Consider the following 25,015-nt stretch of genomic DNA (forward strand, 5'->3'; position numbering starts at 1 on the left):
CGACCATGGACCACCGTCTCTCCCCCGAGCTGGAAGAACTCCGCCGTACGGTCGAGGAGTTCGCGCACGACGTCGTCGCGCCGAAGATCGGCGACTTCTACGAGCGCCACGAGTTCCCCTACGAGATCGTCCGCGAGATGGGCCGCATGGGCCTGTTCGGGCTGCCGTTCCCGGAGGAGTACGGCGGCATGGGCGGCGACTACCTCGCGCTCGGCATCGCGCTGGAGGAACTCGCCCGCGTCGACTCCTCCGTGGCGATCACCCTGGAGGCGGGCGTCTCGCTGGGCGCCATGCCGATCCATGTCTTCGGCACGCCGGAGCAGAAGCGCGAGTGGCTGCCGCGGCTGTGCTCCGGCGAGCTGCTGGGCGCGTTCGGCCTGACCGAGCCGGACGGCGGCAGCGACGCGGGAGCCACGCGCACCACGGCCCGTCTCGACCCTGACACGGACGAGTGGGTGATCAACGGCACCAAGTGCTTCATCACCAACTCGGGCACCGACATCACCGGGTTGGTCACGGTCACGGCGGTGACCGGCCGCAAGCCGGACGGCCGGCCGCTGATCTCGGCGATCATCGTCCCGTCCGGCACCCCGGGCTTCACGGTCGCGGCCCCCTACTCGAAGGTCGGCTGGAACGCCTCCGACACCCGTGAGCTGTCCTTCTCCGAGGTCCGCGTCCCGGCGGCGAACCTGCTGGGCGAGCAGGGCCGCGGGTACGCGCAGTTCCTGCGGATCCTCGACGAGGGCCGTATCGCCATCGCGGCCCTGGCGACCGGGCTGGCGCAGGGCTGTGTGGACGAGTCGGTGAAGTACGCCAAGGAACGGGAGGCGTTCGGCCGTCCGATCGGCGCCAACCAGGCCATCCAGTTCAAGATCGCCGACATGGAGATGAAGGCGCACACCGCTCGCCTCGCCTGGCGGGACGCGGCCTCGCGGCTGGTGGCCGGCGACCCCTTCAAGAAGGAGGCCGCCCTGGCGAAGCTGTACTCGTCGACGATCGCCGTCGACAACGCCCGCGACGCGACCCAGGTCCACGGCGGCTACGGCTTCATGAACGAGTACCCGGTGGCCCGGATGTGGCGCGACTCCAAGATCCTGGAGATCGGGGAGGGCACGAGCGAGGTGCAACGGATGCTGATCGCCCGCGAGTTGGGGTTGACCGGCTGACCGCGCGGGCCCCGCGCGTCTTCGCTTCCGCGGGGCCATCGACGATCTCGTAGCTGAAACAGTCTCCCGAAACCCTCCACACCTTCAATACACAGGTATGGCACAGAGAGCGGGCACCCCCTGGACGCGAGCTGAGGTTAGGCTAACCTTCGTTCCGAATCGTCCCCGGGTGATCCACCCCGTTCGAAGGTAGCCAGACACATGTCCAACGCCAGAGCCGCTCGTCCCACCCGTCGTGGCATCCTCGCCGCCGGCGGCGCCCTCGGCCTCGGTGCCGTGCTCGCCGCCTGCGGGGACGAGGACGCGAGCAGCAGCGGCTCGGAATCGTCCTCGTCGGCGAGCGCCTCGGCCAAGTCCGGCCCCTGGACGTTCAAGGACGACCGCGGCACCACGGTGAAGCTCGACAAGATCCCCGCGAACATCGTCGCGTTCACCGGCGCCGGCGCCGCCCTCTACGACTACGGCATCCAGGTCAAGGGCGTCTTCGGCCCGACCAGGACCACCGACGGCAAGGCGGACGTCCAGGCCGGCGACATGGACGTCACCAAGGTGACGATCCTCGGCAACGTCTGGGACGAGTTCAGCGTCGAGAAGTACGCGGCCCTCGCGCCCGACGTGCTCATCTCCACGATGTTCGACAACGCCGGCACCCTCTGGTACGTCCCCGAGGCCTCCAAGGACAAGATCGCCAAGCTCGCCCCGAGCGTCGGCGTCTCCGTCTACGACCGCCAGCTGACCGCTCCGCTGGAGCGCATGTGGGAGCTGGCGGAGTCCCTCGGCGCGGACCTGACCGCGGCCGCCGCCACCGACGCCAAGAAGAAGTTCGAGGACGCGGCCGCCCGGCTGCGCGCCGCCGCGAAGGCCAAGCCCGACATCAAGGTGATGGCCGGTTCCGCGAGCGCCGACCTGTTCTACGTCTCCGGCACCAACCTCTCCATCGACCTGGAGTACTTCAAGGCCCTCGGCGTGAACTTCGTCGAGCCACCGGAGAGCGCGAAGGCGCAGGGTGGCGGCTGGTACGAGTCGCTGAGCTGGGAGAACGTCGACAAGTACGCGGCGGACATCATCATGATGGACGACCGCTCGTCGACGATCCAGCCTTCGGCGATCACCGAGGCGACGTGGAAGCAGTTGCCTGCGGTGAAGGCCGGGCAGGTCATCGCGCGGTCGCCGGAGCCGATTCTGTCGTATGCGAAGTGCGTGCCGCTGCTGGAGAACCTTGCTGAGGCTCTTGAGAACGCGAAGAAGGTTGCCTGAAGTCGGGTGAGTTGAGGTTGTGGGTTGACTGCGGGTCCGTTGTGGCTGGTCGCGCAGTTCCCCGCGCCCCTTTAAAGCCCTGCCCAGCCCCATGTTTCAGGAGTTGCCCCCCGTGAGTACCGACCCCTTCCGGTTCTTCTCCCTCCAGGTCGTCAGGGTTCGGCGGGTCGGGTCCTCGCTTGTTCGGGTCAGTTTCGCCGGGGACGATCTGCAGCACTTCTTCTCCGACGGGTTCGATCAGTCCCTGTCGTTGTTCATCCCGCCGCCGGGGCAGGTCGAGCCGCGGGTTCCCGTCGAGCTCGGGGACGGATGGTGGCAGGGATGGCGGGAACTGCCGGACGACGTACGGGCCGTGATGCGGTCGTACACCCTGCGGGCGCTGCGGCGCGATCCCGACGAGATCGACATCGACTTCGTGCTGCACACCCCCGCCGGTCCCGCCGCCGAGTGGGCCTACCGGGCCGCGGCCGGGGACCGGGTCGTCGTGCTGGGGCCGGCCGTCGCCGACAACCGGGCGATCCGGTTCCGGCCCCCCGCGGACACCGACCTGGTCGTGCTGTGGGGCGACGAGACCGCCCTGCCCGCCGTCTCGTCCATCCTGGAGTCGCTGCCCGCGGGGCTGCGGGTGCGGGCGTGGATCGAGGCCCACGACTCCGGGAACGTCCACGAGTTGGCCTCGCCGGCGGACGCCGAGGTGACCTGGCTGCACGCCGGCCGCTCCCTGGACGCGCTCCGCGCCGCCCTGCTCCCCGAAGCCGGACACCCCTACGTCTGGATCGCCGGCGAGTCGGGGTCCGTGAAGGCGCTGCGCCGGCACTTCGTCGGTGAGCGCGGGATCGACCGGCGTCGCGTCACCTTCGTCGGGTACTGGCGGCTGGGGATGAGCGAGGAAGAGCTGCGCGCGGCCGAGTAGCCGGGGCGCCTTCCCCTCCGCACCTCTCCCACGCACCTCTCCCACGCGCCTCTCCCACGCGCTTCCCCTACGTGATCACGGTCACGGCAGAGGCACGGCCTCGAACCTCTTAGTTAGGTTAGGCTTACCTAAGTTTGCATCCCGGAACCTTGGATTCCGTTCCCCGGAGGACCTCCACCATGCGCTCGCACCTGCTCAATGACACGACCGCGGAGCAGTACCGCCGCTCCGTGACCGAAGGAGTCGAGCGGGTGGCCGCAAGACTCGCCGCCACCGAACGTCCGTTCACCGGCGTCACGGTCGACGCCCTCGCCCCCCGCATCGACGAGATCGACCTCGACCAGCCGCTGGGCGACACCGCCGCCGTGCTGGACGAGCTGGAGGAGGTCTACCTCCGCGACGCGATCTACTTCCACCACCCGCGCTACCTCGCCCACCTCAACTGCCCGGTGGTGATCCCCGCCGTGCTGGGCGAGGCGGTCCTGTCCGCCGTCAACTCCTCCCTCGACACCTGGGACCAGTCGGCCGGCGGCACCCTCATCGAGCGCAAACTGATCGACTGGACGAACGAGCGCATCGGCCTCGGCCCCGCCGCCGACGGCGTGTTCACCTCCGGCGGCAGCCAGTCCAATCTGCAGGCGCTGCTGCTGGCCCGCGAGGAGGCCAAAACCGACTCGCTCGCCGAACTGCGTATCTTCGCCTCCGAGGTCAGCCACTTCAGCGTCAAGAAGTCCGCGAAACTGCTCGGCCTGGGCCAGGACTCCGTCGTGTCGATCCCCGTCGGCGCCGACAAGCGGATGCAGACCGTGGCCCTCGCCCGCGAGCTGGAGCGCTGCCGCCAGGACGGCCTCGTCCCCATGGCCGTCGTCGCCACCGCCGGCACCACCGACTTCGGCTCCATCGACCCGCTGCCCGAGATCGCCGAACTGTGCGAGCAGTACGGCGCGTGGATGCACGTCGACGCCGCCTACGGCTGCGGGCTGCTCGCCTCCGTGAAGTACCGGGACCGGATCGACGGCATCGAGCGTGCCGACTCCGTCACCGTCGACTACCACAAGTCCTTCTTCCAGCCGGTGAGTTCGTCCGCCGTGCTGGTCAAGGACGCGGCCACGCTGCGGCACGCCACCTATCACGCCGAGTACCTCAACCCGCGCCGCATGGTGCAGGAGCGCATCCCCAACCAGGTGGACAAGTCCCTGCAGACCACCCGTCGCTTCGACGCGCTCAAGCTGTGGATGACCCTGCGCACCATGGGCGCCGACGGCATCGGGCAGCTCTTCGACGAGGTCTGCGACCTGGCCGTCGAGGGCTGGAAACTGCTCGCCGCCGACCCCCGCTTCGACGTCGTCGTGGAGCCGTCTCTGTCCACCCTCGTCTTCCGCCACATCCCCGCCGCCGTCACCGACCCGGCCGAGATCGACCGCGCCAACCTCTACGCCCGCAAGGCCCTGTTCGCCTCCGGCGCCGCGGTCGTCGCGGGCACCAAGGTCGGCGCCCGCCACTACCTCAAGTTCACCCTGCTCAACCCCGAGACGACGGCCGACGACATCACGGCCGTCCTCGATCTGATCGCCGGCCATGCCGAGCAGTACCTGGGAGAGTCCCTTGACCGCGCTTCCTGAGCCCGCCCCCGTGAAAGACACCTACGACTTCGTGGGCATCGGGCTCGGCCCCTTCAACCTCGGCCTCGCCTGCCTCACCGAGCCGATCGACGCGCTCGACGGTCTCTTCCTGGAGTCCAAGCCCGACTTCGAGTGGCACTCCGGCATGTTCCTCGACGGCGCCCATCTGCAGACGCCGTTCATGTCGGACCTGGTCACGCTGGCCGACCCGACCTCACCGTACTCCTTCCTCAACTATCTGAAGGAGAAGGGCCGACTGTACTCGTTCTACATACGCGAGAACTTCTATCCGCTGCGCGTCGAGTACGACGACTACTGCCGCTGGGCCGCGAACCGGCTGCGCAGCGTGCGGTTCGGCACGACGGTCGCCGAGGTGACCTTCGACGACGAGGACGAGCTGTACGTCGTGCGGACGACCGCCGGCGAGGTGTTCCGCGCCCGTCGTCTGGTCCTCGGCACCGGCACGCCCCCGTACATCCCCGAGGCCTGCGCCGGCCTGGGCGGCGACTTCCTGCACAACTCCCGCTATCTGCAGCACAAGGCGGAGCTGCAGAAGAAGGAGTCGATCACGCTGGTCGGCAGCGGCCAGTCCGCCGCCGAGATCTACTACGACCTGCTCAGCGAGATCGACGTCCACGGCTACCGGCTGAACTGGGTCACCCGCTCCGCGCGCTTCTTCCCGCTCGAGTACACCAAGCTCACGCTGGAGATGACCTCCCCGGAGTACATCGACTACTTCCGCGAGCTGCCGGAACGGACCCGCTACCGGCTCACGGCCGAGCAGAAGGGCCTGTTCAAGGGCATCGACGGCGATCTCGTCGACGAGATCTTCGACCTGCTCTACCAGAAGAACCTCGGCGGCCCGGTCCCCACCCGGCTCATCACCAACTCCTCGCTCAACGGCGTGAGTTACGCCGACGGCTCGTACACCCTCTCCTTCCGTCAGGAGGAGCAGGAGAAGGACTACGAGCTGAGCTCACAGGGGCTGATCCTGGCCACCGGCTACAAGTACGCCGAGCCGGAGTTCCTCGCCCCGATCCGGGACCGACTGCGCTACGACTCCCACGGCAACTTCGACGTGGCCCGCAACTACGCCATCGACACCACGGGCCGGGGCGTGTTCCTGCAGAACGCCGGTGTGCACACGCACAGCGTCACCTCCCCCGACCTCGGCATGGGCGCGTACCGCAACAGCTACATCATCCGTGAGCTGCTGGGCAGCGAGTACTACCCGGTCGAGAAGTCCATCGCGTTCCAGGAGTTCACCGTATGACCTTCACCTTCCGCCCCCTGGACCCGCTGAGCGACGCGGAACTGCTGCACTCCTGGCTGACGCACCCGAAAGCCGCCTACTGGATGATGCAGGACGCCGAGCTGGTGGACGTCGAGCGCGCCTACACGGACATCGCCGCCGACCCGCACCAGCAGGCCCTGCTCGGGCTGCGGGACGGCGTTCCGGTCTTCCTGATGGAGCGGTACGACCCGGTCCACCGCGAACTGGTCGGCCTGTACGAGCCGTTGCCCGGCGACGTCGGCATGCACTTCCTCACCCCGGCGACCGGCGCCCCGGTGCACGGCTTCACCCGGGCCGTCATCACGGCCGTGATGGCGCACCTCTTCGAGGACCCGACTGTGCGGCGGGTCGTCGTCGAGCCGGATGTGTCCAACACGGCCGTCCACGCCCTGAACGAGGCCGTCGGGTTCGTGCCCGAGCGGGAGATCCAGAAGCCGGAGAAGACGGCGTTGCTGAGTTTCTGCACCCGGGAGAGCTTCCTGGCGGCGACGGCGGTGTCCGCGTGAGCCTCTCCGACGCCGTGGCCCACCTCTCCCCCGAGCGCTGGGAGAAGGCCAACCGGCTCCTCGTCCGCAAGGCCCTCGCCGAGTTCGCGCACGAGCGGCTGCTCGACCCCCAGCTCCAGGGCCAGCACTACGTCGTCCGCAGCGACGACGGGCTGACGTACTACCGCTTCACGGCCGTCCGCCGCGCCCTCGACCACTGGCAGGTGGACGCCGACTCGATCACCCGCACCCGCGACGACGTCGAACTCCCGGTCGCCGCGCTGGACTTCTTCATCGAGCTGAAGAAGACGCTGGGCCTGAGCGAGGCGATCCTGCCCGTCTATCTGGAGGAGATCTCCTCCACCCTCTCCGGCACCTGCTACAAGCTCACCAAGCCGCGGATCACGTCGGCGGAGCTGGTGGGCAGCGGCTTCCAGGCCATCGAGACCGGGATGACCGAGGGCCACCCCTGCTTCGTCGCCAACAACGGCCGGCTCGGCTTCGGCGTCCACGAGTACCTGTCGTACGCGCCGGAGACGGCGAGCCCGGTCCGGCTGGTGTGGCTGGCCGCCCACAGGTCGCGCGCCGCGTTCACGGCCGGGGTCGGCATCGAGTACGAGGCGTTCCTGCGGGAGGAGCTGGGCGAGCAGACCGTCGAGCGGTTCGCCGCCGTGCTGCGCGAGCGGCGCCTCGACCCGGACGACTTCCTGCTCATCCCCGTCCACCCCTGGCAGTGGTGGAACAAGCTCACCGTCACCTTCGCGGCCGAGATCGCGCGCGGGAACCTGGTGTGCCTGGGCGAGGGCGACGACGAGTATTTGGCCCAGCAGTCCATCCGGACGTTCTTCAACTCCTCGCACCCCGAGAAGCACTATGTGAAGACGGCCCTGTCCGTGATCAACATGGGCTTCATGCGCGGACTGTCGGCCGCCTACATGGAGGCGACCCCGGCCATCAACGACTGGCTGGCGCAGCTCATCGACAACGACCCGGTGCTGAAGTCGTCCGGTCTGTCGATCATCCGGGAGCGGGCGGCCGTCGGCTACCGGCACCTGGAGTACGAGGCGGCCACGGACCGCTACTCGCCGTACCGCAAGATGCTGGCGGCGCTGTGGCGGGAGAGCCCGGTGGCCTCCCTCGGGGAGGGCGAGTCGCTCGCGACCATGGCCTCCCTGATCCATGTGGACGACGAGGGCAGGTCGGTGGCCGGCGCGCTCGTGGAGCAGTCGGGCCTGGCCCCGACCGACTGGCTGCGCCGCTACCTCCAGGCGTACTACACGCCCCTGCTGCACAGCTTCTACGCCTACGACCTGGTCTTCATGCCGCACGGCGAGAACACGATCCTGGTGCTGAAGGACGGGGTCGTGCAGCGGGCGATCTACAAGGACATCGCCGAGGAGATCGCCGTCCTGGACCCGGACGCGGTGCTGCCGCCGGAGGTCCGGCGCATCCGCGTCGAGGTGCCCGAGGACAAGAAACTGCTGTCCCTCTTCACGGACGTCTTCGACTGCTTCTTCCGCTTCCTCGCCTCCGACCTGGCCCGCGAGGGGATCCTGGAGGAGGACGACTTCTGGCGCACGGTCGCCGACGTCACCCGCGCCTACCAGGAGGCCAACCCCGAACTGGCCGACAAGTTCCGCCAGTACGACATGTTCGCCCCCGAGTTCGCCCTGTCCTGTCTCAACCGCCTCCAGCTGCGCAACAACGAGCAGATGGTGGACCTGGCGGACCCGTCGGGCGCCCTCCAACTGATCGGAACCCTGAAGAATCCCGTCACGGGGTTCTGATCGAGACGGACGGGCTCCCCGGGTACGGTCCCCGGGGAGCCCGTCCGTCCGTGCTCAACTCGTCGGCCAGGGCACCTGGGGCGACCTGTAGTACGAGATCCCGAGCGCGTCCCAGCGCGGCCCCTGCGCCGCGAGCCGCACCTTGTAGGCGTCCCAGTCGTGCGTGGCCGCCGGCGACCAGCCGAGTTCGGCGGCGCCCGCCAGCCGCGGGAAGGCCATGTACTCGAGGTCGGCGCCGGTCACGATCGTCTCGGTCCACAGCGGCGCCTCGACGCCCCGGACGGCGGAGGCGGGCATCCCGGCAAGGTAGGCGCCCGGATCCCAGTCGTACGCCCGCTTCACCTCGACCAGACCGGCCCAGTCCTGGCCCAGCGGGGTGTCCGCGGTGTACTTCATGTCCAGGTAGATCCGGTCGGCGGGCGACAGGACGATCCCCGTTCCGTTCTGCGCGGCCTTGACGACCTGCGCCTTCTCCTCGGCGTCGGTGTCGTCCAGCCCCCAGTACTGGGCGAGCGCGCCCTTCGCGGGGGTCGCGCCGGTCAGCTGGTGCCAGCCCATGACCGTCTTGCCGTACTCGGCGACGACCGGCTGCACCCGGTCCATGAACTTCACGTAGTCCTCGTGGCTGGTGGAGTGCGCCTCGTCCCCGCCGATGTGCAGGTACTTGCCCGGCGTGAGCGCGGCCAGCTCACGGATGACGTCGTCCACGAAGTCGTACGTGACGTCCTTGTCGACGCAGAGCGAGCTGAAGCCGACGTCGGTGCCGGTGTAGAGCGGGGGCGCGACGCCGTCGCAGTTCAGTTCGGCGTACGAGGCGAGGGCGGCGTTGGTGTGGCCGGGCAGGTCGATCTCGGGGACGACCTCCAGGTAGCGCGAGGCCGCGTACCGGACGATCTGCCGGTAGTCGGCCTTGGTGTAGTGGCCGCCGGGGCCGCCGCCGACCTGGGTGGAGCCGCCGTGGGCGGCGAGCCTGGGCCAGGAGTCGATCGCGATGCGCCAGCCCTGGTCGTCGCTGAGGTGCAGATGCAGTTTGTTGACCTTGTAGAGGGCCAACTGGTCGATGTACCGCTCGACCTGGGCGACGGTGAAGAAGTGCCGCGAGACGTCGAGCATCGCGCCGCGGTAGGCATACCGGGGGGCGTCCTGGACGGTGCCGCCCGCGACGAGCCAGGGGCCGGGCTGCACCGAGTCCTTCTCGACGGCCGCGGGCAGCAGCTGACGCAGGGTCTGGACCCCGTGGAAGAGGCCCGCGGGCTCGCGGGCGGTGATCGTGACCCCGTCGCGGCCGCTGTCGAGCCGGTAGCCCTCGGCGCCGAACGGCCCCTGGGCGAGCCGGAGTCGGATGCCGCCGCGGTCGTGCGCGGTGATCGGCAGACGGTAGCCGGTGGAGGGCCGCAGGACGTCCGCGAGGTACTCGCCGATGCGGCGGACCTCCCGGGAGTCGTCCACCCGGATCTGCGTGTCCCGGGTGATGCGGTACGGGGATCCGCCCGGGGAGACCGAGGCGGGGGCCGGGACCACGCGGGCGAGCGGGGTGGCGGTCCCGGGTGCCGGGCCGGGCGCCGGTGTCGCTCCGACGGCGAAGACGCCGGCCGCCGCCACGAGCAGCAGCGAACCGAGAAGTCGGCTCGTACGGGGAGTCGTTCTGTGGTGCCGTTTCACCCTGGGCTCCCTTCGAAATGGGTATAGACCACTTTAGGTATAGACCATTCGATTCTCGTGTGGAACCGGTGGAACAATCTCCGGCATGGCGGAAATCATCCAGAAGGACGGCACCTGGGTCTTCGACGGTGACGCGCTGCGGCTGACACCGGGCCGGGACAAGGGCGTCTCGCCGCTGCGCCGGGAGCTGGGTGAACTGACCGTCCCCCTGGGGGCGTTGGCGGGGATCTCGTTCGAACAGGGCAAGAAGGCCGGGCGGCTCAGGCTGCGGCTGCGGGACGGCTCCGATCCGCTGCTGCTGGCCACCGGCGGCCGGCTGACCGAGCCGCACGACCCGTATCAGCTGACCGTGGAGTCCGACCGGTACGGGGTCGCCGAGTACGTCGTGGACGAGGTGCGCCACGCACTGACCCTGGACCAGGTGCCGGCCGGCCCGGTGGACGCCTATCTGCTGCCGGGGCCGTCCGTGCCGGTCACGGCCGCCGCGGGGGACGGCACGGCGAGCTTCGACGGCGACCGGGTCCGGCTGGAGTGGAACTGGAAGACGGAGGACGCGAAGTCCGCCGCCGGGGCCCGCACGATCGGGCTCCCGGACATCACGGGCGTCGAATGGCAGCCGGCGGTCGGCCTGGAGAACGGCCATCTGCGGTTCACCGTGCGCAATGCGCCCACCAAGGCCCCGCCGAAGTACGACCCCAACGCCGTCGAGCTGTGGGGCTTCAAGAAGGATCCGCTGATGGCGCTGGTCGCGGCGGCGGTACAGGCCCGGCTGCCGCATCCGGCCGCCGCCCCCGACGACGCCCTGCCCCTGGAACCCTCCCCCGCCGCACCCGGCGGCTCCGGGGACGACCACGACGCCCTGCTGCGCCGGCTGCGGGAACTGGGCGAGCTGCACCGGGAAGGGATCCTGACGGACGACGAGTTCGCCCTGGCCAAACAGGCGGTCCTCAAGCGCCTGTAGGGCGCGAGCGGACCGCCTGCGGGTGTCAGGAAGCGTGCGCCCCGCCTTCCGGGCGCAGCCGGGAGCTACTTCGCCTTGCGGGCCACCGTGAAGTGGTCGACCTGCTCGCCGGTCTCGGCGATGCCGCGCACCGTCAGCGTGGCCGTGCGGCCCTTCGACGCCGGGGTGACGTCGACGCGCAGGAACGAGTAGTCGAGGTAACGCACGCGCGACCAGGTGACGGTCTCGTTGACCTTGCCGTCCTTGGTGTTGATGAAGGAGGCGACCGAGTCGACCTCGTTCTCGTGGCCCTCGTAGGACAGCGGAGCGGTGAACGCGTACAGGCTGCGCCCGGCCGCGCCCGCCGTCACATAGACGACGCCCTCGGTCTCGGGGTACGCCGTGCCGCCGATCGGGAGCTTCTTGGCGACCGCGCCCGCCTTGATGACGTCGGTGCGCTCGTACTGGTGGTTGTGGCCGTTGATCACCAGGTCCACCGTGTACTTCTCGAACAGCGGCACCCACTCCTGGCGCACGCCCCCCTCCGAGGCGTGCGCGGTGGACGTGCAGTACGCGCAGTGGTGGAAGAAGATCACGATGAAGTCGACGTCCTTGGACGCCCGGAACTTCTTCAGCTGCCCTTCCAGCCACTTGGTCTGCGTGCCGCCGGAGATGCCGAGGTTGGCCGGGATCTCGAAGGAGATGTCGTTGGCGTCCAGCGAGATGATCGCCGTGTTGCCGTAGACGAAGGAGTAGACGCCCGGCAGGTTCTTCTTGTCGGGGCCGTTGTCCGGGAGGTTCCAGCGGGCTTCCTCGCCGCCGTAGCCGTTGGGCGAGTACCAGGCCTCCATGTCGTGGTTGCCGTAGGCCGGCATCCACGGGACGGACTTGGCCACGGACTCGGTCTGGGCGAGGAACTGGTCCCACACCCGCGAGTCGAAGCCGGTGTCGGCGGTCTTGCCCGCGCCGGCCGGATCGGCGTACGCGATGTCGCCGGCGTGCAGGTGGAAGGCCGGGTTCTGGCCGAGGAGGAGGCTGTTGTTGGCCAGGCCGTGGTAGCCGACGCCCTCGTCGCCGAAGGCCGTGAAGGTGAACGGCTCCTTGTGCGCGGGGGCGGTGGTGAAGGTGCCGATGGTGCCCGCGAACTGCGGCGCGGCCGGGTCGAAGCCGTCGTGGCCGACGCCGTAGTAGTACGTCTTGCCGGGCTTGAGGTGGGTGAGCTTGGCGTGCACGTAGTACTGGGTGTGGTTGCCGCTCGCGCCGACCCCGGCCGGGGTGAACAGCGAGCGCACCTCGGCCTCGATCTTGACGGAGAGGTGCGAGGCGTGGGTGCCGATCCGGACGAAGGGCTTCTTCACCAGGAGCGGGACCTGCCAGGAGATGCTGATCTCGGTGCCGGGGTCGTTGCCGAAGGCAAGGTGGCGGCCGAAGGGGGCGACGAGCGAACCGTCGACGTGCTCGGCGGCCGGGGCGGTCTTCGGGGTCTGCGTCGGTACGGCGGCCTGCGCGGCGGCGCCGGTCACGAACGCGCCACCCGTGACGGTGCCCAGGGTGACCGCACCGCCGCGGATCATCGTGCGGCGGGAGAATCTTGCGCGCAGATACTCGTGCTGCTCCGCCATGCTCATGTGCTCGGCGAGCTGCTCGGGTACGCCCATGCGAGGAGTGTCCATGACGTCTGAAACTCGTCGCCCCGGGAGACGGACCGCCAGACGCCAAATGGACGGTTCACGAACAGGCTCTCATAACACATTCAAGGTTCACCCAAGGCTTCTTAACAGGCGCCTGCCCGAAATCGGGCAGGTTTCTTGCGAAACCCGCTCGCGTCCCTCAGGATCTACCGGGTGCACGACGAACTTGTTGATCATCTGACGCGGTCCACGCCCCTCCAGCGGGGCGAGGCGCTGCGGGTGATCCAGGACGTGCTCGCCTACTTCGACGAGACGACCGAGGACTACGTCCGTCGCCGCCACCGCGAGCTCCAGGCCCAGGGCCTGGTGAACGCGGAGATCTTCGAACGGATCGAGGCGGATCTGAAATACCGGGCGGTCGCACCGCCGGAGCTCACGCTCAGGCAACTGCGCCGCATGGTCTACGGCTGATCCACGGCCGGTCTACGGCTGACCTGAAAGCTTGGGGATACCTATATATGTGCGGAATCGTCGGATACATCGGGAAGCGTGACGTGGCCCCGCTGCTGCTGGAGGGGCTCCAGCGGCTCGAGTACCGCGGGTACGACTCGGCGGGCATCGTCGTCACCTCCCCGAAGACGGCCGGCCTGAAGATGGTCAAGGCCAAGGGCCGGGTCCGTGACCTGGAGGCCAAGGTCCCGGCGCGCTTCAAGGGCACCACCGGCATCGCCCACACCCGCTGGGCCACCCACGGCGCCCCCTCCGACGTGAACGCCCACCCGCACATGTCGGCCGACCTCAAGGTCGCCGTCGTCCACAACGGCATCATCGACAACGCCTCCGACCTGCGGAAGAAGCTCGAGGCCGACGGCGTCGAGTTCCTCTCCGAGACGGACACCGAGGTCCTCGTGCACCTCGTCGCCCGCTCCCAGCAGGAGAAGCTGGAGGACAAGGTCCGCGAGGCGCTGCGCGTCGTCGAGGGCACCTACGGCATCGCCGTGATGCACGCCGACTTCAACGACCGCATCGTCGTCGCCCGCAACGGCTCGCCGGTCGTCCTCGGCATCGGCGAGAAGGAGATGTTCGTCGCCTCGGACATCGCCGCCCTGGTCGCCCACACCCGCCAGATCGTCACGCTCGACGACGGCGAGATGGCCACCCTCAAGGCCGACGACTTCCGCACCTACACCACCGAGGGCACCCGCACCACCTCGGAGCCCACCACCGTGGAGTGGGAGGCCGCCTCCTACGACATGGGCGGCCACGACACCTACATGCACAAGGAGATCCACGAGCAGGCCGACGCCGTGGACCGCGTGCTGCGCGGCCGCATCGACGACCGCTTCTCCACCGTGCACCTCGGCGGCCTCAACCTGGACGCCCGCGAGGCGCGCCAGATCCGCCGGGTCAAGATCCTCGGCTGCGGCACCTCGTACCACGCGGGCATGATCGGCGCCCAGATGATCGAGGAGCTCGCCCGCATCCCCGCCGACGCCGAGCCGGCGTCCGAGTTCCGCTACCGCAACGCGGTCGTCGACCCCGACACCCTCTACATCGCCGTCTCGCAGTCCGGTGAGACGTACGACGTGCTGGCGGCCGTCCAGGAGCTGAAGCGCAAGGGCGCGCGGGTGCTGGGCGTGGTCAACGTGGTCGGTTCGGCGATCGCCCGCGAGGCCGACGGCGGCATGTACGTGCACGCCGGCCCCGAGGTCTGCGTCGTCTCCACCAAGTGCTTCACCAACATGACGGTGGCCTTCGCGCTGCTCGCCCTGCACCTGGGCCGCACCCGCGACCTCTCCGTGCGCGACGGCAAGCGGATCATCGAGGGCCTGCGCAAGCTGCCCGCGCAGATCGCCGAGATCATGGAGCAGGAGGCGGAGATCGAGAAGCTGGCCGAGGATCTCGCCGAGGCCCGCTCGATGCTCTTCATCGGCCGCGTCCGGGGCTACCCGGTCGCCCGTGAGGCCTCCCTGAAGCTCAAGGAGGTCTCGTACATCCACGCCGAGGCCTACCCGGCCTCCGAGCTCAAGCACGGCCCGCTGGCCCTCATCGAGCCCGCGCTGCCGACGGTCGCGATCGTCCCGAACGACGACCTGCTGGAGAAGAACCGCGCGGCGCTGGAGGAGATCAAGGCCCGCAGCGGCCGGATCATCGCGGTCGCCCACCAGGACCAGGAGAAGGCCGACCAGACGATCGTCGTCCCCAAGAACGAGGACGAACTCGACCCCATCCTCATGGGCATCCCCCTCCAGCTCCTCGCCTACTACACGGCGAAGGCCCTCGGCAGGGACATCGACAAGCCGAGGAACCTCGCCAAGTCGGTGACGGTCGAGTAGAAGCCCCACCGGCCCGCAGCGGCCCGCAGCGGCCGAACAAACGGAACGGCCCCCCACGTGATGCCACCATCCACGTGGGGGGCCGCCGTTTCACCGGGGACGCCCAACTCCCCGGCACCTGCTGCCGGTCAACCCGTAGCCGTCACGCCGGGGCGGGCAGCACGCCGCGAGATCGTCGTAGGCCAGTGAGCCAATGCCGCGGTGGCCGCGTACCACGCGACCGCGCCCGCCGCGACGGCGAACCAGCCGCCGACCTTGGTCAGCCCGTCGCTGTCGGCGAACCGCGCGACGGCCATCAGCACGAGCGCCACGCAGAACAACCCGTAGGCGCCCTGACCGAGTTGGTCGCCGCCCGCGAGGGTCAGGGAGAGCGCCACGAGGGCGAACAGGAGCAGGAAGAGCCCTGCGGCGTTGTCGGAGACCTGGGTCCCGGCGGAGACCGCCCAGGTGAACCAGAACGCGCCCAGGACGGTGTAGGCGGTACCGGTGGCCGTGTCGCGCTCCCGAAGGGCGAACAGGCCGGCGACGAACAGCGCGACGCCGCCGATGTAGTGGGCGATGGATACGGCGTCCGCAGCCGTCACGCCGTCGATGAGGTCGGTGTACCCGAGCCCGAACGCCAACAGGGTGACGCCCAGGGCGAGTCGGCCGGCGATCGTGGTGGTGCTGTTTCCCGCAGAGACGTCGTTGTCCACGGCGGGCTCCCTTCATGCATGTGCAGTTGTGTGAGCGGTATATGCCCTTCACAAAGGCACAAACACTCCTACGCGCCAGTAGATTTATGCCGCGCGCGCACGGTGCACAAAAGGAGCCGGAGGTACCCAGATCTCATCTCACCTGGGAGAACGGCGAGTTACGGAATGACAACGACGGGCCGCTTCGCCCGCTTGGCGAGCCGCCCCGCGACGGACCCGAAGATCCGCCCCACGATGCCGTGCGTCGAGCCGACGACGATCGCGTCGGCCTCGTACTCCCGCCCCACTTCCTCGAGTTCATGGCAGATGTCGCCACCGCGCTCGACGAGGATCCACGGCACCTCGGCGAGGTACTCGGCACACGCGAGCTCCAGACCGAGCACCTCGGTGCGGTGGTCCGGCACATCGACGAAGACGGGCGGCTCGCAGCCGGCCCAGACCGTGGTGGGCAGCCGGTTGGCGACATGGACGATGATCAGGCCCGCGCCGGAGCGGTGGGCCATGCCGATGGCGTACGCGAGGGCGCGTTCGCTGGACGTGGAGCCGTCGAAGCCCACGACGACGCCGTGCTTGAAGGCGGGGTCGCAGGTGGGGCGTGTCTCTTCCGCCGCCAGGGGCTCGGCCGCCGTGGGGTCGGCGACGGGCCGCTTGCGGTCCGCGGGTTCGAAGAATTCGTGACCGGCCATGACTGTCTCGGCGAATCGATCCTTATACGGGTGGACGGCGGTGAGCGGCGGAGCTGTCCGGGAATCATCTTCCCAACCCCATACCCCCAAGGGTACGGCGGCACGCCTCCTGGGCCCAGAGCCCGCACGCCCTCGGTGAGGGTTCCAGGGAGCATGCACGAGCGGACGCCCGTAACGCAATGGTTGCTGCCCCGTACAGGCGGTTTGCACAGGATTCACTTACACGGAACCGACCCCGCGCCAGTGACCGTCCGTCCCAGCACGCGTTGAACCCGGTGCACCGCAGCCCTACCCCGCCGCCACCCCGCCCACGCCCCGCCCGGACCCCAGGAAGGAGCCCGCCCCGTGCCCTCGTCCCGCGTCCGTCCCGAGTCCCGCCCCGGCGACGACCGGACGACCGATCTGATCCGCTGGGCGGCCTTCAGCTGTGTCCTGGTTCCGGTGGTCCTCCTCTGGTACGGCACCTCACTGGCCGGCGCCGCCGGCACCGCCCTCGGGCTCGCGGCCGTCACGGCCGTCTGCCGGCTGCTGCTGCGCCGGTCCGAGCGCTGCGCGGCCCGGTTGCTCACCGATGAGGACGCGCCCCAGGCGCACCACCGGGGGCGCCGTCAGCGCACCGGAACGGGATCACATCGGGGCGGTCGGCACTCCGGAGGAAACTCACCGGTCGGTTGACCGGTTTTCACGCACGGACACGGTGGTTTTCAGCCAACTTCCCGCCACTGCGCATCCCTTGCCGTAACCACCCCCCACCCCCCGTTCCACCTGCACGGAAAGGGCCTCAGGGGCCCTGCGCACCCTACGGGGATTGGCCACCGCACCGAGGCGCACTTCCCTGCACGGCCCACGAGTGCAACGCTTCGTGATCGAATGCTTCACGCCAAGTTGCCATGTCGACAATCTGCCGGGTGGTGAACTGGCCACGCCGGCATCATGCGACACAGTAGATTCGATCTTGACTGTCTACGGCGGGGGACTCGTGCAGGACCGAGGGGAAACGTGCAGGAGCGACACAACCGAGGAGCCGCGACCACCGAGGGGGGCTTAGCAGGATGAGCCACGACTCCACTGCCGCGCCGGAAGCCGCGGCCCGGAAACTGTCCGGGCGACGCCGCAAGGAGATCGTCGCGGTGCTGCTGTTCAGCGGCGGCCCCATCTTCGAGAGTTCCATTCCGCTGTCGGTGTTCGGGATTGACCGCCAGGACGCCGGCGTGCCGCGCTACCGCTTGCTGGTGTGCGGCGGCGAAGAGGGCCCGCTGCGGACCACAGGGGGCCTGGAACTCACCGCGCCACATGGCCTGGAGGCGATCGCGCGGGCGGGCACGGTCGTCGTGCCGGCCTGGCGTTCGATCACCTCACCGCCACCGGAGGACGCGCTCGACGCGTTGCGCCGGGCGCACGAAGAGGGCGCCCGCATCGTGGGCCTGTGCACCGGCGCGTTCGTGCTGGCCGCCGCAGGTCTGCTGGACGGCCGGCCGGCCACCACGCACTGGATGTACGCGCCGACGCTGGCCAAGCGCTATCCGTCGGTCCATGTGGATCCACGAGAACTCTTCGTGGACGACGGCGACGTACTGACGTCGGCCGGCACCGCGGCCGGAATCGACCTATGTCTGCACATCGTGCGGACAGATCACGGTAACGAGGCGGCGGGCGCGCTGGCCCGGCGGCTGGTGGTACCGCCGCGCCGATCGGGCGGCCAGGAGCGCTATCTCGACCGGTCTTTACCGGAGGAGATCGGCGCCGACCCGCTGGCCGAGGTCGTCGCCTGGGCGCTGGAACACCTCCACGAGCAGTTCGACGTGGAGACGCTGGCGGCACGCGCCTATATGAGCCGTCGCACCTTCGACCGCCGCTGCCGGTCACTGACCGGCAGCGCGCCGCTGCAGTGGCTGATCACCCAGCGGGTGCTGCAGGCGCAGCGGCTGCTGGAGACGTCGGACTACTCGGTGGACGAAGTCGCGGGTCGCTGCGGCTTCCGCTCGCCGGTGGCCCTGCGCGGCCACTTCCGCCGTCAGCTCGGCTCGTCGCCGGCGGCGTACCGGGCGGCGTACCGAGCGCGCAGACCGCAGGGCGAACGCTCGACGGACAACGAGCCGTCGCCGCCACCGCCCCCGTCGCTGCACCCTGACGCGCCGGGGCCGGTGCCCCCGCAGCTCAGGCGTACGGCCTCGGTGGCGTCCCTGCCGTCGGAGCACGCGCGCGACGCGTACGCGACCTCGCGAGCGAGCCTGCCGGGGCAGCGCAGCGGGACGTGACCGGGGCATGACCTCAGAAAGCGCCGGACGGGTGAGGCATTTCAGCCCGTCCGGCGCTCGAGGACGAGGCCCACACGAACGCGGGGCACCTCAAAAGCCGACGTCAGCTTTAGGGTGGTCGCATGAACGATCGCATGGTGTGGATCGACTGCGAGATGACCGGCCTCTCGCTGTCCGACGACGCTCTCATCGAGGTAGCCGCCCTCGTCACCGACTCCGAGCTGAACATCCTCGGTGACGGCGTGGACATCGTCATCCGCCCGCCGGCCAAGGCACTGGAGACGATGCCGGAGGTGGTGCGGCAGATGCACACCGCGTCCGGACTGCTCGACGAGCTGGCCGGCGGGACGACGCTGGCCGAGGCCGAGCAGCAGGTCCTGACATATGTACGGGAGCATGTGAAGGAGCCGGGCAAGGCTCCCCTGTGCGGAAACTCCGTCGGCACCGACCGTGGGTTCCTGGCACGGGACATGACCGACCTGGAGAACTACCTCCACTACCGGATCGTCGACGTGTCGTCGATCAAGGAGCTCGCCCGGCGCTGGTACCCGCGGGCGTACTTCAACAGCCCGGAGAAGAACGGCAACCACCGCGCGCTCGCCGACATCCGCGAGTCCATCGCGGAGCTGCGCTACTACCGCGAGGCCGTCTTCGTGCCGCAGCCCGGACCGGACTCCGACACCGCGAAGTCGATCGCCGCGAAGCACGTCCTGCCCGCCCCGTAGGGGCGCCAGGGCGCTCCCGGAAAAGCCGTGCGCGAGCACCCCTTCGGACCCTGTACACTTTTTCTCGGCCGGTAGGGAGACCACAAAGTCCAACTGCCGGGCGTGGTGGGTGTAGCTCAGCTGGTAGAGCACCTGGTTGTGGTCCAGGATGCCGCGGGTTCGAGTCCCGTCACTCACCCTGAGTCATCAGCCGGTGACCTCCCGTAAGGGCGGTCACCGGCTGATGTGTTTCCCGGGACTGCTCATGGGAGCGATCAATGCGGTCAACGCGGTCATGGCGGTCAGGCGAAGTCATCCATGCCGAGCCGATCGGCACCGCCCGGCTCGACCTCCTCCCCCTGCGCGTCGAACATGCGGCGGAGATGGCGGTCGTCCTGGCCGACCCCGCTCTCCACACCTTCATCGGCGGCGCCCCCGACACCCCGCAGTCCCTGCGCGCCCGCTACGAACGTCTCGTCGCGGGCTCCCCGGACCCGGCCGTCTCCTGGTGCAACTGGGTTCTGCGGCTGCGCGAAGCCGACTGCCTGACCGGCACCGTCCAGGCGACGATCACTGACCGGGGCGCAGCCGCGGAGATCGCCTGGGTCGTCGGCACCCCCTGGCAGGGCCGCGGACTCGCCTCCGAGGCCGCGACGGGACTCGTCGGTTGGCTGCGGAAGCAGGGTGTGCGCACGATCGTCGCCCATGTCCACCCGGACCACCACGCGTCGGCGGCCGTGGCCCGCTCCGCCGGCCTCTCGGTCACCTCCGAGCAGCAGGACGGCGAGGTGCGGTGGCGGCTCTGAGGTCGCAGTCGGGCCGGGAAGGGGAAGGGGTCAGGACGAGGCCCGTTCCACCAGTTCGGTCGCCAGGACGACCTGGCGGCGTTCCAGGCCGCGGGAGGCCGCCGGGCGGCGGTCGGCGATCTCGGTGAGGAGCAGGTCCAGCATCCTGCGGCCCATCTCCTCGATCGGCTGGCGGACACTGGTCAGGGGCGGGTCCATGTGACGGGCGATGGCCGAGTCGTCATAGCCGACCAGGGCGACGTCCTCCGGGATGCGGCGGCCCGCCTCGCGCAGGGCCTGACGGGCGCCGGCCGCCATCACGTCGGAGCCGGCGAAGACCGCGTCGAGGGACGGGGTACGGGCGAGCAGCTCGCGCATCGCACGGTGGCCGCCCTCCTCGGTGAAGTCGCCCGGCGCGATGAGGCCTTCGTCCGCCGCGTAGCCCGCGTCGCGCAGGGCGTCGCGGTAGCCGTCGACGCGCCGTTGCGCGCCGTAGACGTCCAGACGGCCGGTGATGTGGGCGATGCGGGTGCGGCCCCGGGACAGCAGGTGCTCGACCGCCGAGCGGCCGCCGCCGTAGTTGTCGGAGTCCACGGACGGCAGCGTCTCCGCGGCGGAACGCGGGCCGCTGATCACCGACGGGATCTCCAGCTGGGCCAGCAGATCCGGCAGCGGATCATCGGCGTGGACCGAGACCAGGAGGACTCCGTCCACCCGGTGCGCCGCCAGGTACTGGGCCAGCCGGCGCCGTTCGCGGTCGCTGCCCGCGAAGATCAGCAGCAGTTGCATCTCCGTCTCGGACAGCTCCGCGCCCACGCCTCGCAGCATGTCCGAGAAGTACGGCTCCGCGAAAAACCGCGTCTCCGGCTCGGGGACGACCAGCGCGATCGCGTCCGTGCGGTTGGCGGCGAGGGCACGGGCTGCGGTGTTCGGGACATAGCCGAGCTCGGCGACCGCCGCCTCCACCGCCGCGCGGGTCGCGTCGCTGACCCGCGGCGAGCCGTTGATCACCCGGGAGACCGTGCCGCGGCCGACGCCGGCGCGTGCGGCCACCTCTTCGAGGGTCGGCCTACCACCGCTGCGCCCCCGCGTTCCGTGGCTTGCCATGGGCTCCGCCTTCCCGCCGCTTTTCGTGCTGGCCTGGAATGTAACAGTCCCGTCGGCTCGGTCACCGGCCCTGGGGCCGCCGCCCCCGGACCCCCGCTTCGGCCCCGAACGGGCCTCGCCCTGAGATGCCGGACGGGCCGAAAGGCACCGAAAGCGCTGTCTCCCCGAGTTAGCTAACAGGCAGATAACTGAACGCATCCTTCCGCGCTCCCACCCTTGACACCCCCGCTCGAACCGACGACTCTTCAACACATCACTTGTGGGAGCGCTCCCACGGTACCTGACACATACACATCCCGCACGTTCCCCGCCCGAGCCGCAGCGAGTAACTAACGGGCCCAACAATGCAGTTGGCCGGGGGGTCGGCACGTCAGGGCAACAGGAGGACGCAATGCGAGCACGTACCCGAACCGCCCGTCGGGCGGTTGTCCTCGCGGCCGTCGCGACGCTGGGCGCCGGGCTGCTGGCCGGCTGTGCCGACGATGGCGGCGACGACGCTTCCGACGGCTCCTCGTCGGACAGCGGCAAGGGCAAGACCACGATCACCATGGGGCTGTTCGGCACCATGGGCTTCAAGGAAGCCGGGCTGTACACCGAGTACGAGAAGCTCCACCCCAACATCAAGATCGCCGAGAACGTCACCGAGAAGAACGAGAACTACTACCCCGCGCTCCTCAACCACCTCACGACCAACAGCGGCCTGATGGACGTTCAGGCCATCGAGGTCGGCAACATCGCCGAGGTGGTGGCCACGCAGGCGAGCAAGTTCGAGGACATGTCGAAGGTCTCCGGCGTGGACAAGACCAAGTGGCTGGACTGGAAGTGGTCGCAGGCCACCACCAAGGACGGCCAGACGATCGGTCTCGGCACCGACATCGGCCCGATGGCCCTCTGCTACCGCAAGGACCTCTTCGAAACGGCCGGTCTGCCCACCGACCGCGAGGCGGTCGGCAAGCTGTGGGCCGGCGACTGGAACAAGTTCATCGCCACCGGCCAGCAGTACAAGAAGAAGGCCAAGGCGGGCACGTTCTTCATGGACTCCCCCGGCGGCCTGATCAACGCGATCCTCAGCAGTGAGAAGGAGAAGTTCTACAACTCCGCCGGCGAGGTCATCTACAAGACGAACCCGGCCGTGCAGACCGCCTTCAACCTGACCGCGAAGGCCGCCGAAGAGGGCCTGGTCCAGGCCCAGACGCAGTTCCAGCCGTCCTGGGACACGACGATCGCGAACAGCAAGTTCGCGACCATCGCCTGCCCGCCGTGGATGCTCGGCACGATCAAGGGCAAGGCGAAGGCCGAGGACGCCGGCAAGTGGGACGTGGCCGTCGCGCCCAAGTCCGGCAACTGGGGCGGCTCCTTCCTGGGCGTGCCGAAGAGCGGCAAGCACGTGAAGGAGGCCGAGGCGTTCATCACCTGGCTGACCGCGCCCGAGCAGCAGGCGAAGCTGTTCAAGGTGCAGGGCTCCTTCCCGAGCGCGCCGAGCGCGTACACGATGCCCGAAGTCACCGGCGCGAAGAACGACATGACCGGTGACTCGCCGATCGGCACGGTCTTCTCCGAGGCCGCCAAGACCGCCCCGGTGCAGGTGATCGGCCCGAAGGACCAGATCATCCAGCAGGGTCTGACCGACAACGGCGTCATCCTCGTGACGAAGGGCAAGTCGGCGGCGGAAGCCTGGGAGACGGCGACCAAGACCATCGACAACAACCTGGACAAGTGACCCGCATGGCCACCCGCCACGACACCGCCGCGCCCCCCGCCAAGGAGGGGGGCGCGGCCCCGGGCCGCCCGGCCGCCGTTCCCACGGAGGCGGAGCAGCGGCGTCGGGCCCGGCTGTCCCGCCGCTGGCAGCGCGACAAACGCTGGAGCCCGTACGCGTTCGTCTCGCCGTTCTTCCTGCTGTTCCTCGCGTTCGGCCTGTTCCCGCTGCTCTACACGGGCTGGGCGTCGCTGCACCAGGTGGAGCTGACCGCGCCCACCGACATGACGTGGGTGGGGATGCGCAACTACACGCGCATCTTCGACGACGACTTCTTCTGGAACGCGGCGAAGAACACCCTGACCATCGGGATCATCTCGACCGTTCCGCAGTTGCTGATGGCCATGGGCCTGGCCCACATCCTCAACTACAGGCTGCGTGCCTCGACGTTCTACCGGGTCGCGATGCTCGCGCCGTACGCGACGTCGATCGCGGCCGCCTCGCTCGTCTTCGTGCTGCTCTTCGGGCGCGACTACGGCATGATCAACTGGGCGCTGCACTTCGTCGGGATCGACGCGATCGACTGGCAGAACGACAAGTGGCCGTCGCAGATCGCGGTGTCGTCGATCGTCGTCTGGCGGTGGACGGGCTACAACGCGCTGATCTATCTGGCCGCGATGCAGGCGATCCCGCAGGACCTGTACGAGTCGGCGGCGCTGGACGGCGCGAGCCGCTGGAAGCAGTTCCTGCATGTGACGCTGCCGTCGCTGCGGCCGACGATCCTGTTCACGGTCGTCGTCTCGACGATCGGCGCGAGTCAGCTGTTCGGCGAGCCGCTGCTGTTCGACGCCAACAAGGGCGCGTCGGGCGGTGCGGAGCACCAGTTCCAGACGCTGGGCCTGTATCTGTACGAGCAGGGCTGGGTGAACCAGCACCTGGGCCGGGCCTCGGCGATCGCCTGGACGATGTTCCTGATCCTGATCGTGGTCGGCATCGTCAACTACGTCATCTCGCGCCGGCTGCGCGCCAGTAGTTAGGAGTACCGGCCGTGACGACGACGACAACGACCGCGAAGTCCGTGGCACCCGAGGACGCCGTGCCGACGGCGCGCAAGGTGCGCCGGCCGAAGTCCGCGCGGGCCGGCGGGCAGATGCACGGCGGCCCGATCGCGTACGCGATCCTGGCCGTGTTCACCATCGTCTCGCTGTTCCCACTGGTGTGGACGGCGATCGCCGCCTCGCGCGACAACAACCGGCTGGCGCAGAACCCGCCGCCGTTCGTGTTCGGCTCGAACCTCTTCCACAACCTGGACGTGGCCTGGAACGACGCCAATCTGGGCAAGGCGTTCTTCAACACGACGATCGTGGCGGGCACTTCGGCCGCGACCATCGTCTTCCTCTCCACGATCGCCGGCTTCGCCTTCGCCAAACTGCGGTTCCGCGGCCGGGGCGCGCTGATGCTGATCGTGATCGGCACGATGATGGTGCCGCCGCAGCTGAGTGTGATCCCGCTGTACATGCTGGTCGCCAAGCTGGAGTGGACGGACCAGCTGCAGGCGGTGATCCTGCCGTCGCTGGTGAGCGCGTTCGGGGTGTTCTTCATGCGGCAGTACCTGATCCAGGCGCTGCCCGACGAGATCATCGAGGCGGCCCGGGTGGACGGCGCGAGCAGCTGGCGTGTGGTGTGGCACGTGGTGTTCCCCGCGGCGCGCCCCGCGATGGCGGTGCTCGGCATGCTGATGTTCGTCCAGACGTGGAACGACTTCCTGTGGCCGTTCCTCGTGCTGAGCCAGACCGGCAACCCGACCGTGCAGGTGGCGGTCGCGGGCCTCGGCCGCGGGTACACCCCCGACCAGTCCCTGATCATGGCGGGCGCGCTGCTGGGCACGCTGCCGCTGCTGCTGGTCTTCGCGATCTTCGGCAAGCAGATCGTGGGCGGCATCATGCAGGGCGCGGTGAAGGGCTGAGTCCGCCGCCGCCCCCGTGACT

General features: G+C 69.3%; 22 protein-coding genes and 1 tRNA gene. 18 read left to right on the forward strand and 5 right to left on the reverse strand.

The genetic code is table 11. The features are described from left to right. Positions 1-5: 5 nt before the first annotated feature. The 7 genes from ACWD4O_RS17020 (at position 6) to ACWD4O_RS17050 (ending at position 8,524) form a co-directional block, all read left to right on the forward strand. Positions 6-1,166, forward strand: a complete 1,161-nt coding sequence (locus ACWD4O_RS17020) for an acyl-CoA dehydrogenase family protein (RefSeq protein ID WP_451280546.1) — start codon at positions 6-8, stop codon at positions 1,164-1,166. A 201-nt stretch (positions 1,167-1,367) separates the two neighbouring features. Then, entirely contained in the window at positions 1,368-2,423 is a 1,056-nt protein-coding gene (locus ACWD4O_RS17025; RefSeq protein ID WP_451280547.1) for an ABC transporter substrate-binding protein, read from the forward strand. Between the two features lie 112 nt (positions 2,424-2,535). Beyond that, on the forward strand, positions 2,536-3,336 hold the full coding sequence (locus ACWD4O_RS17030) for a siderophore-interacting protein (RefSeq protein ID WP_451280549.1): 801 nt from the start codon (positions 2,536-2,538) through the stop codon (positions 3,334-3,336). A gap of 179 nt (positions 3,337-3,515) precedes the next feature. Beyond that, the gene (gene desA, locus ACWD4O_RS17035; RefSeq protein WP_451280551.1) at positions 3,516-4,958 is read left to right on the forward strand and encodes a lysine decarboxylase DesA; all 1,443 of its coding nucleotides are present in this window, start codon (positions 3,516-3,518) and stop codon (positions 4,956-4,958) included. Next, positions 4,942-6,231: a lysine N(6)-hydroxylase/L-ornithine N(5)-oxygenase family protein gene (locus tag ACWD4O_RS17040; RefSeq protein WP_451280553.1), complete on the forward strand. Its 1,290-nt coding sequence runs from the start codon at positions 4,942-4,944 to the stop codon at positions 6,229-6,231. The genes desA and ACWD4O_RS17040 overlap by 17 nt, the downstream gene beginning before the upstream one ends. Further along, positions 6,228-6,758 (forward strand): GNAT family N-acetyltransferase, encoded by a 531-nt coding sequence (locus ACWD4O_RS17045; RefSeq protein ID WP_451280555.1) that lies wholly within the window; start codon positions 6,228-6,230, stop codon positions 6,756-6,758. Before ACWD4O_RS17040 ends, ACWD4O_RS17045 begins: the two co-directional genes overlap by 4 nt. After that, on the forward strand, positions 6,755-8,524 hold the full coding sequence (locus ACWD4O_RS17050; protein ID WP_451280557.1) for an IucA/IucC family protein: 1,770 nt from the start codon (positions 6,755-6,757) through the stop codon (positions 8,522-8,524). Before ACWD4O_RS17045 ends, ACWD4O_RS17050 begins: the two co-directional genes overlap by 4 nt. Positions 8,525-8,578: 54 nt before the next feature. Here ACWD4O_RS17050 and ACWD4O_RS17055 read toward each other — a convergent pair whose 3' ends face one another. Beyond that, positions 8,579-10,186: a beta-N-acetylhexosaminidase gene (locus ACWD4O_RS17055; protein WP_451280558.1), complete on the reverse strand. Its 1,608-nt coding sequence runs from the start codon at positions 10,184-10,186 to the stop codon at positions 8,579-8,581. A gap of 85 nt (positions 10,187-10,271) precedes the next feature. Between ACWD4O_RS17055 and ACWD4O_RS17060 the strand changes: the two genes are divergently transcribed. Continuing rightward, a complete protein-coding gene (locus ACWD4O_RS17060) occupies positions 10,272-11,147 on the forward strand; it encodes a DUF4429 domain-containing protein (RefSeq protein ID WP_451280560.1) in 876 nt (291 codons plus the stop codon). A 65-nt stretch (positions 11,148-11,212) separates the two neighbouring features. Here ACWD4O_RS17060 and ACWD4O_RS17065 read toward each other — a convergent pair whose 3' ends face one another. After that, positions 11,213-12,784, reverse strand: coding sequence for a purple acid phosphatase family protein (locus ACWD4O_RS17065; protein WP_451280562.1), 1,572 nt, complete (start codon positions 12,782-12,784; stop codon positions 11,213-11,215). Between the two features lie 186 nt (positions 12,785-12,970). Here ACWD4O_RS17065 and ACWD4O_RS17070 point away from each other — a divergent pair, with 186 nt between their 5' ends. Together ACWD4O_RS17070 and glmS are read left to right on the forward strand one after the other, a co-directional pair. Beyond that, entirely contained in the window at positions 12,971-13,228 is a 258-nt protein-coding gene (locus tag ACWD4O_RS17070; RefSeq protein WP_351906680.1) for a hypothetical protein, read from the forward strand. A gap of 47 nt (positions 13,229-13,275) precedes the next feature. Further along, on the forward strand, positions 13,276-15,093 hold the full coding sequence (glmS, locus tag ACWD4O_RS17075) for a glutamine--fructose-6-phosphate transaminase (isomerizing) (protein ID WP_351906683.1): 1,818 nt from the start codon (positions 13,276-13,278) through the stop codon (positions 15,091-15,093). A gap of 128 nt (positions 15,094-15,221) precedes the next feature. On the opposite strand, the gene ACWD4O_RS17080 is transcribed toward glmS, so the two are convergent. Then, positions 15,222-15,788, reverse strand: a complete 567-nt coding sequence (locus tag ACWD4O_RS17080) for a GPR1/FUN34/YaaH family transporter (RefSeq protein WP_451280564.1) — start codon at positions 15,786-15,788, stop codon at positions 15,222-15,224. Between the two features lie 158 nt (positions 15,789-15,946). Further along, entirely contained in the window at positions 15,947-16,474 is a 528-nt protein-coding gene (locus tag ACWD4O_RS17085) for a universal stress protein (RefSeq protein ID WP_351906689.1), read from the reverse strand. Positions 16,475-16,819: 345 nt separating this feature from the next. Here ACWD4O_RS17085 and ACWD4O_RS17090 point away from each other — a divergent pair, with 345 nt between their 5' ends. The 5 genes from ACWD4O_RS17090 (at position 16,820) to ACWD4O_RS17110 (ending at position 20,242) form a co-directional block, all read left to right on the forward strand. After that, complete coding sequence (locus ACWD4O_RS17090) at positions 16,820-17,149, forward strand: hypothetical protein (protein ID WP_451280565.1); 330 nt, start codon at positions 16,820-16,822, stop codon at positions 17,147-17,149. A 377-nt stretch (positions 17,150-17,526) separates the two neighbouring features. Beyond that, complete coding sequence (locus ACWD4O_RS17095; RefSeq protein ID WP_451280567.1) at positions 17,527-18,732, forward strand: helix-turn-helix domain-containing protein; 1,206 nt, start codon at positions 17,527-17,529, stop codon at positions 18,730-18,732. 122 nt (positions 18,733-18,854) lie between these two features. Then, positions 18,855-19,457, forward strand: coding sequence for an oligoribonuclease (orn, locus tag ACWD4O_RS17100; RefSeq protein ID WP_451280569.1), 603 nt, complete (start codon positions 18,855-18,857; stop codon positions 19,455-19,457). A gap of 105 nt (positions 19,458-19,562) precedes the next feature. Beyond that, a tRNA-His gene (locus tag ACWD4O_RS17105) sits at positions 19,563-19,635 on the forward strand. A gap of 79 nt (positions 19,636-19,714) precedes the next feature. Continuing rightward, positions 19,715-20,242: a GNAT family N-acetyltransferase gene (locus ACWD4O_RS17110; RefSeq protein WP_451280571.1), complete on the forward strand. Its 528-nt coding sequence runs from the start codon at positions 19,715-19,717 to the stop codon at positions 20,240-20,242. A 30-nt stretch (positions 20,243-20,272) separates the two neighbouring features. Here ACWD4O_RS17110 and ACWD4O_RS17115 read toward each other — a convergent pair whose 3' ends face one another. Continuing rightward, a complete protein-coding gene (locus ACWD4O_RS17115) occupies positions 20,273-21,328 on the reverse strand; it encodes a LacI family DNA-binding transcriptional regulator (RefSeq protein WP_451280573.1) in 1,056 nt (351 codons plus the stop codon). A 391-nt stretch (positions 21,329-21,719) separates the two neighbouring features. Here ACWD4O_RS17115 and ACWD4O_RS17120 point away from each other — a divergent pair, with 391 nt between their 5' ends. Genes ACWD4O_RS17120 through ACWD4O_RS17130 form a run of 3 tightly spaced genes read left to right on the forward strand, consistent with a single transcriptional unit; the run spans position 21,720 to position 24,993 of the window. Then, the gene (locus tag ACWD4O_RS17120) at positions 21,720-23,048 is read left to right on the forward strand and encodes an ABC transporter substrate-binding protein (RefSeq protein ID WP_451280575.1); all 1,329 of its coding nucleotides are present in this window, start codon (positions 21,720-21,722) and stop codon (positions 23,046-23,048) included. 5 nt (positions 23,049-23,053) lie between these two features. After that, the gene (locus tag ACWD4O_RS17125; RefSeq protein WP_451280864.1) at positions 23,054-24,064 is read left to right on the forward strand and encodes a carbohydrate ABC transporter permease; all 1,011 of its coding nucleotides are present in this window, start codon (positions 23,054-23,056) and stop codon (positions 24,062-24,064) included. Positions 24,065-24,105: 41 nt separating this feature from the next. Further along, positions 24,106-24,993: a carbohydrate ABC transporter permease gene (locus tag ACWD4O_RS17130; protein ID WP_451280866.1), complete on the forward strand. Its 888-nt coding sequence runs from the start codon at positions 24,106-24,108 to the stop codon at positions 24,991-24,993. Positions 24,994-25,015: the final 22 nt, after the last annotated feature.

The organism is Streptomyces sp. NPDC002623 (genome assembly GCF_053592635.1).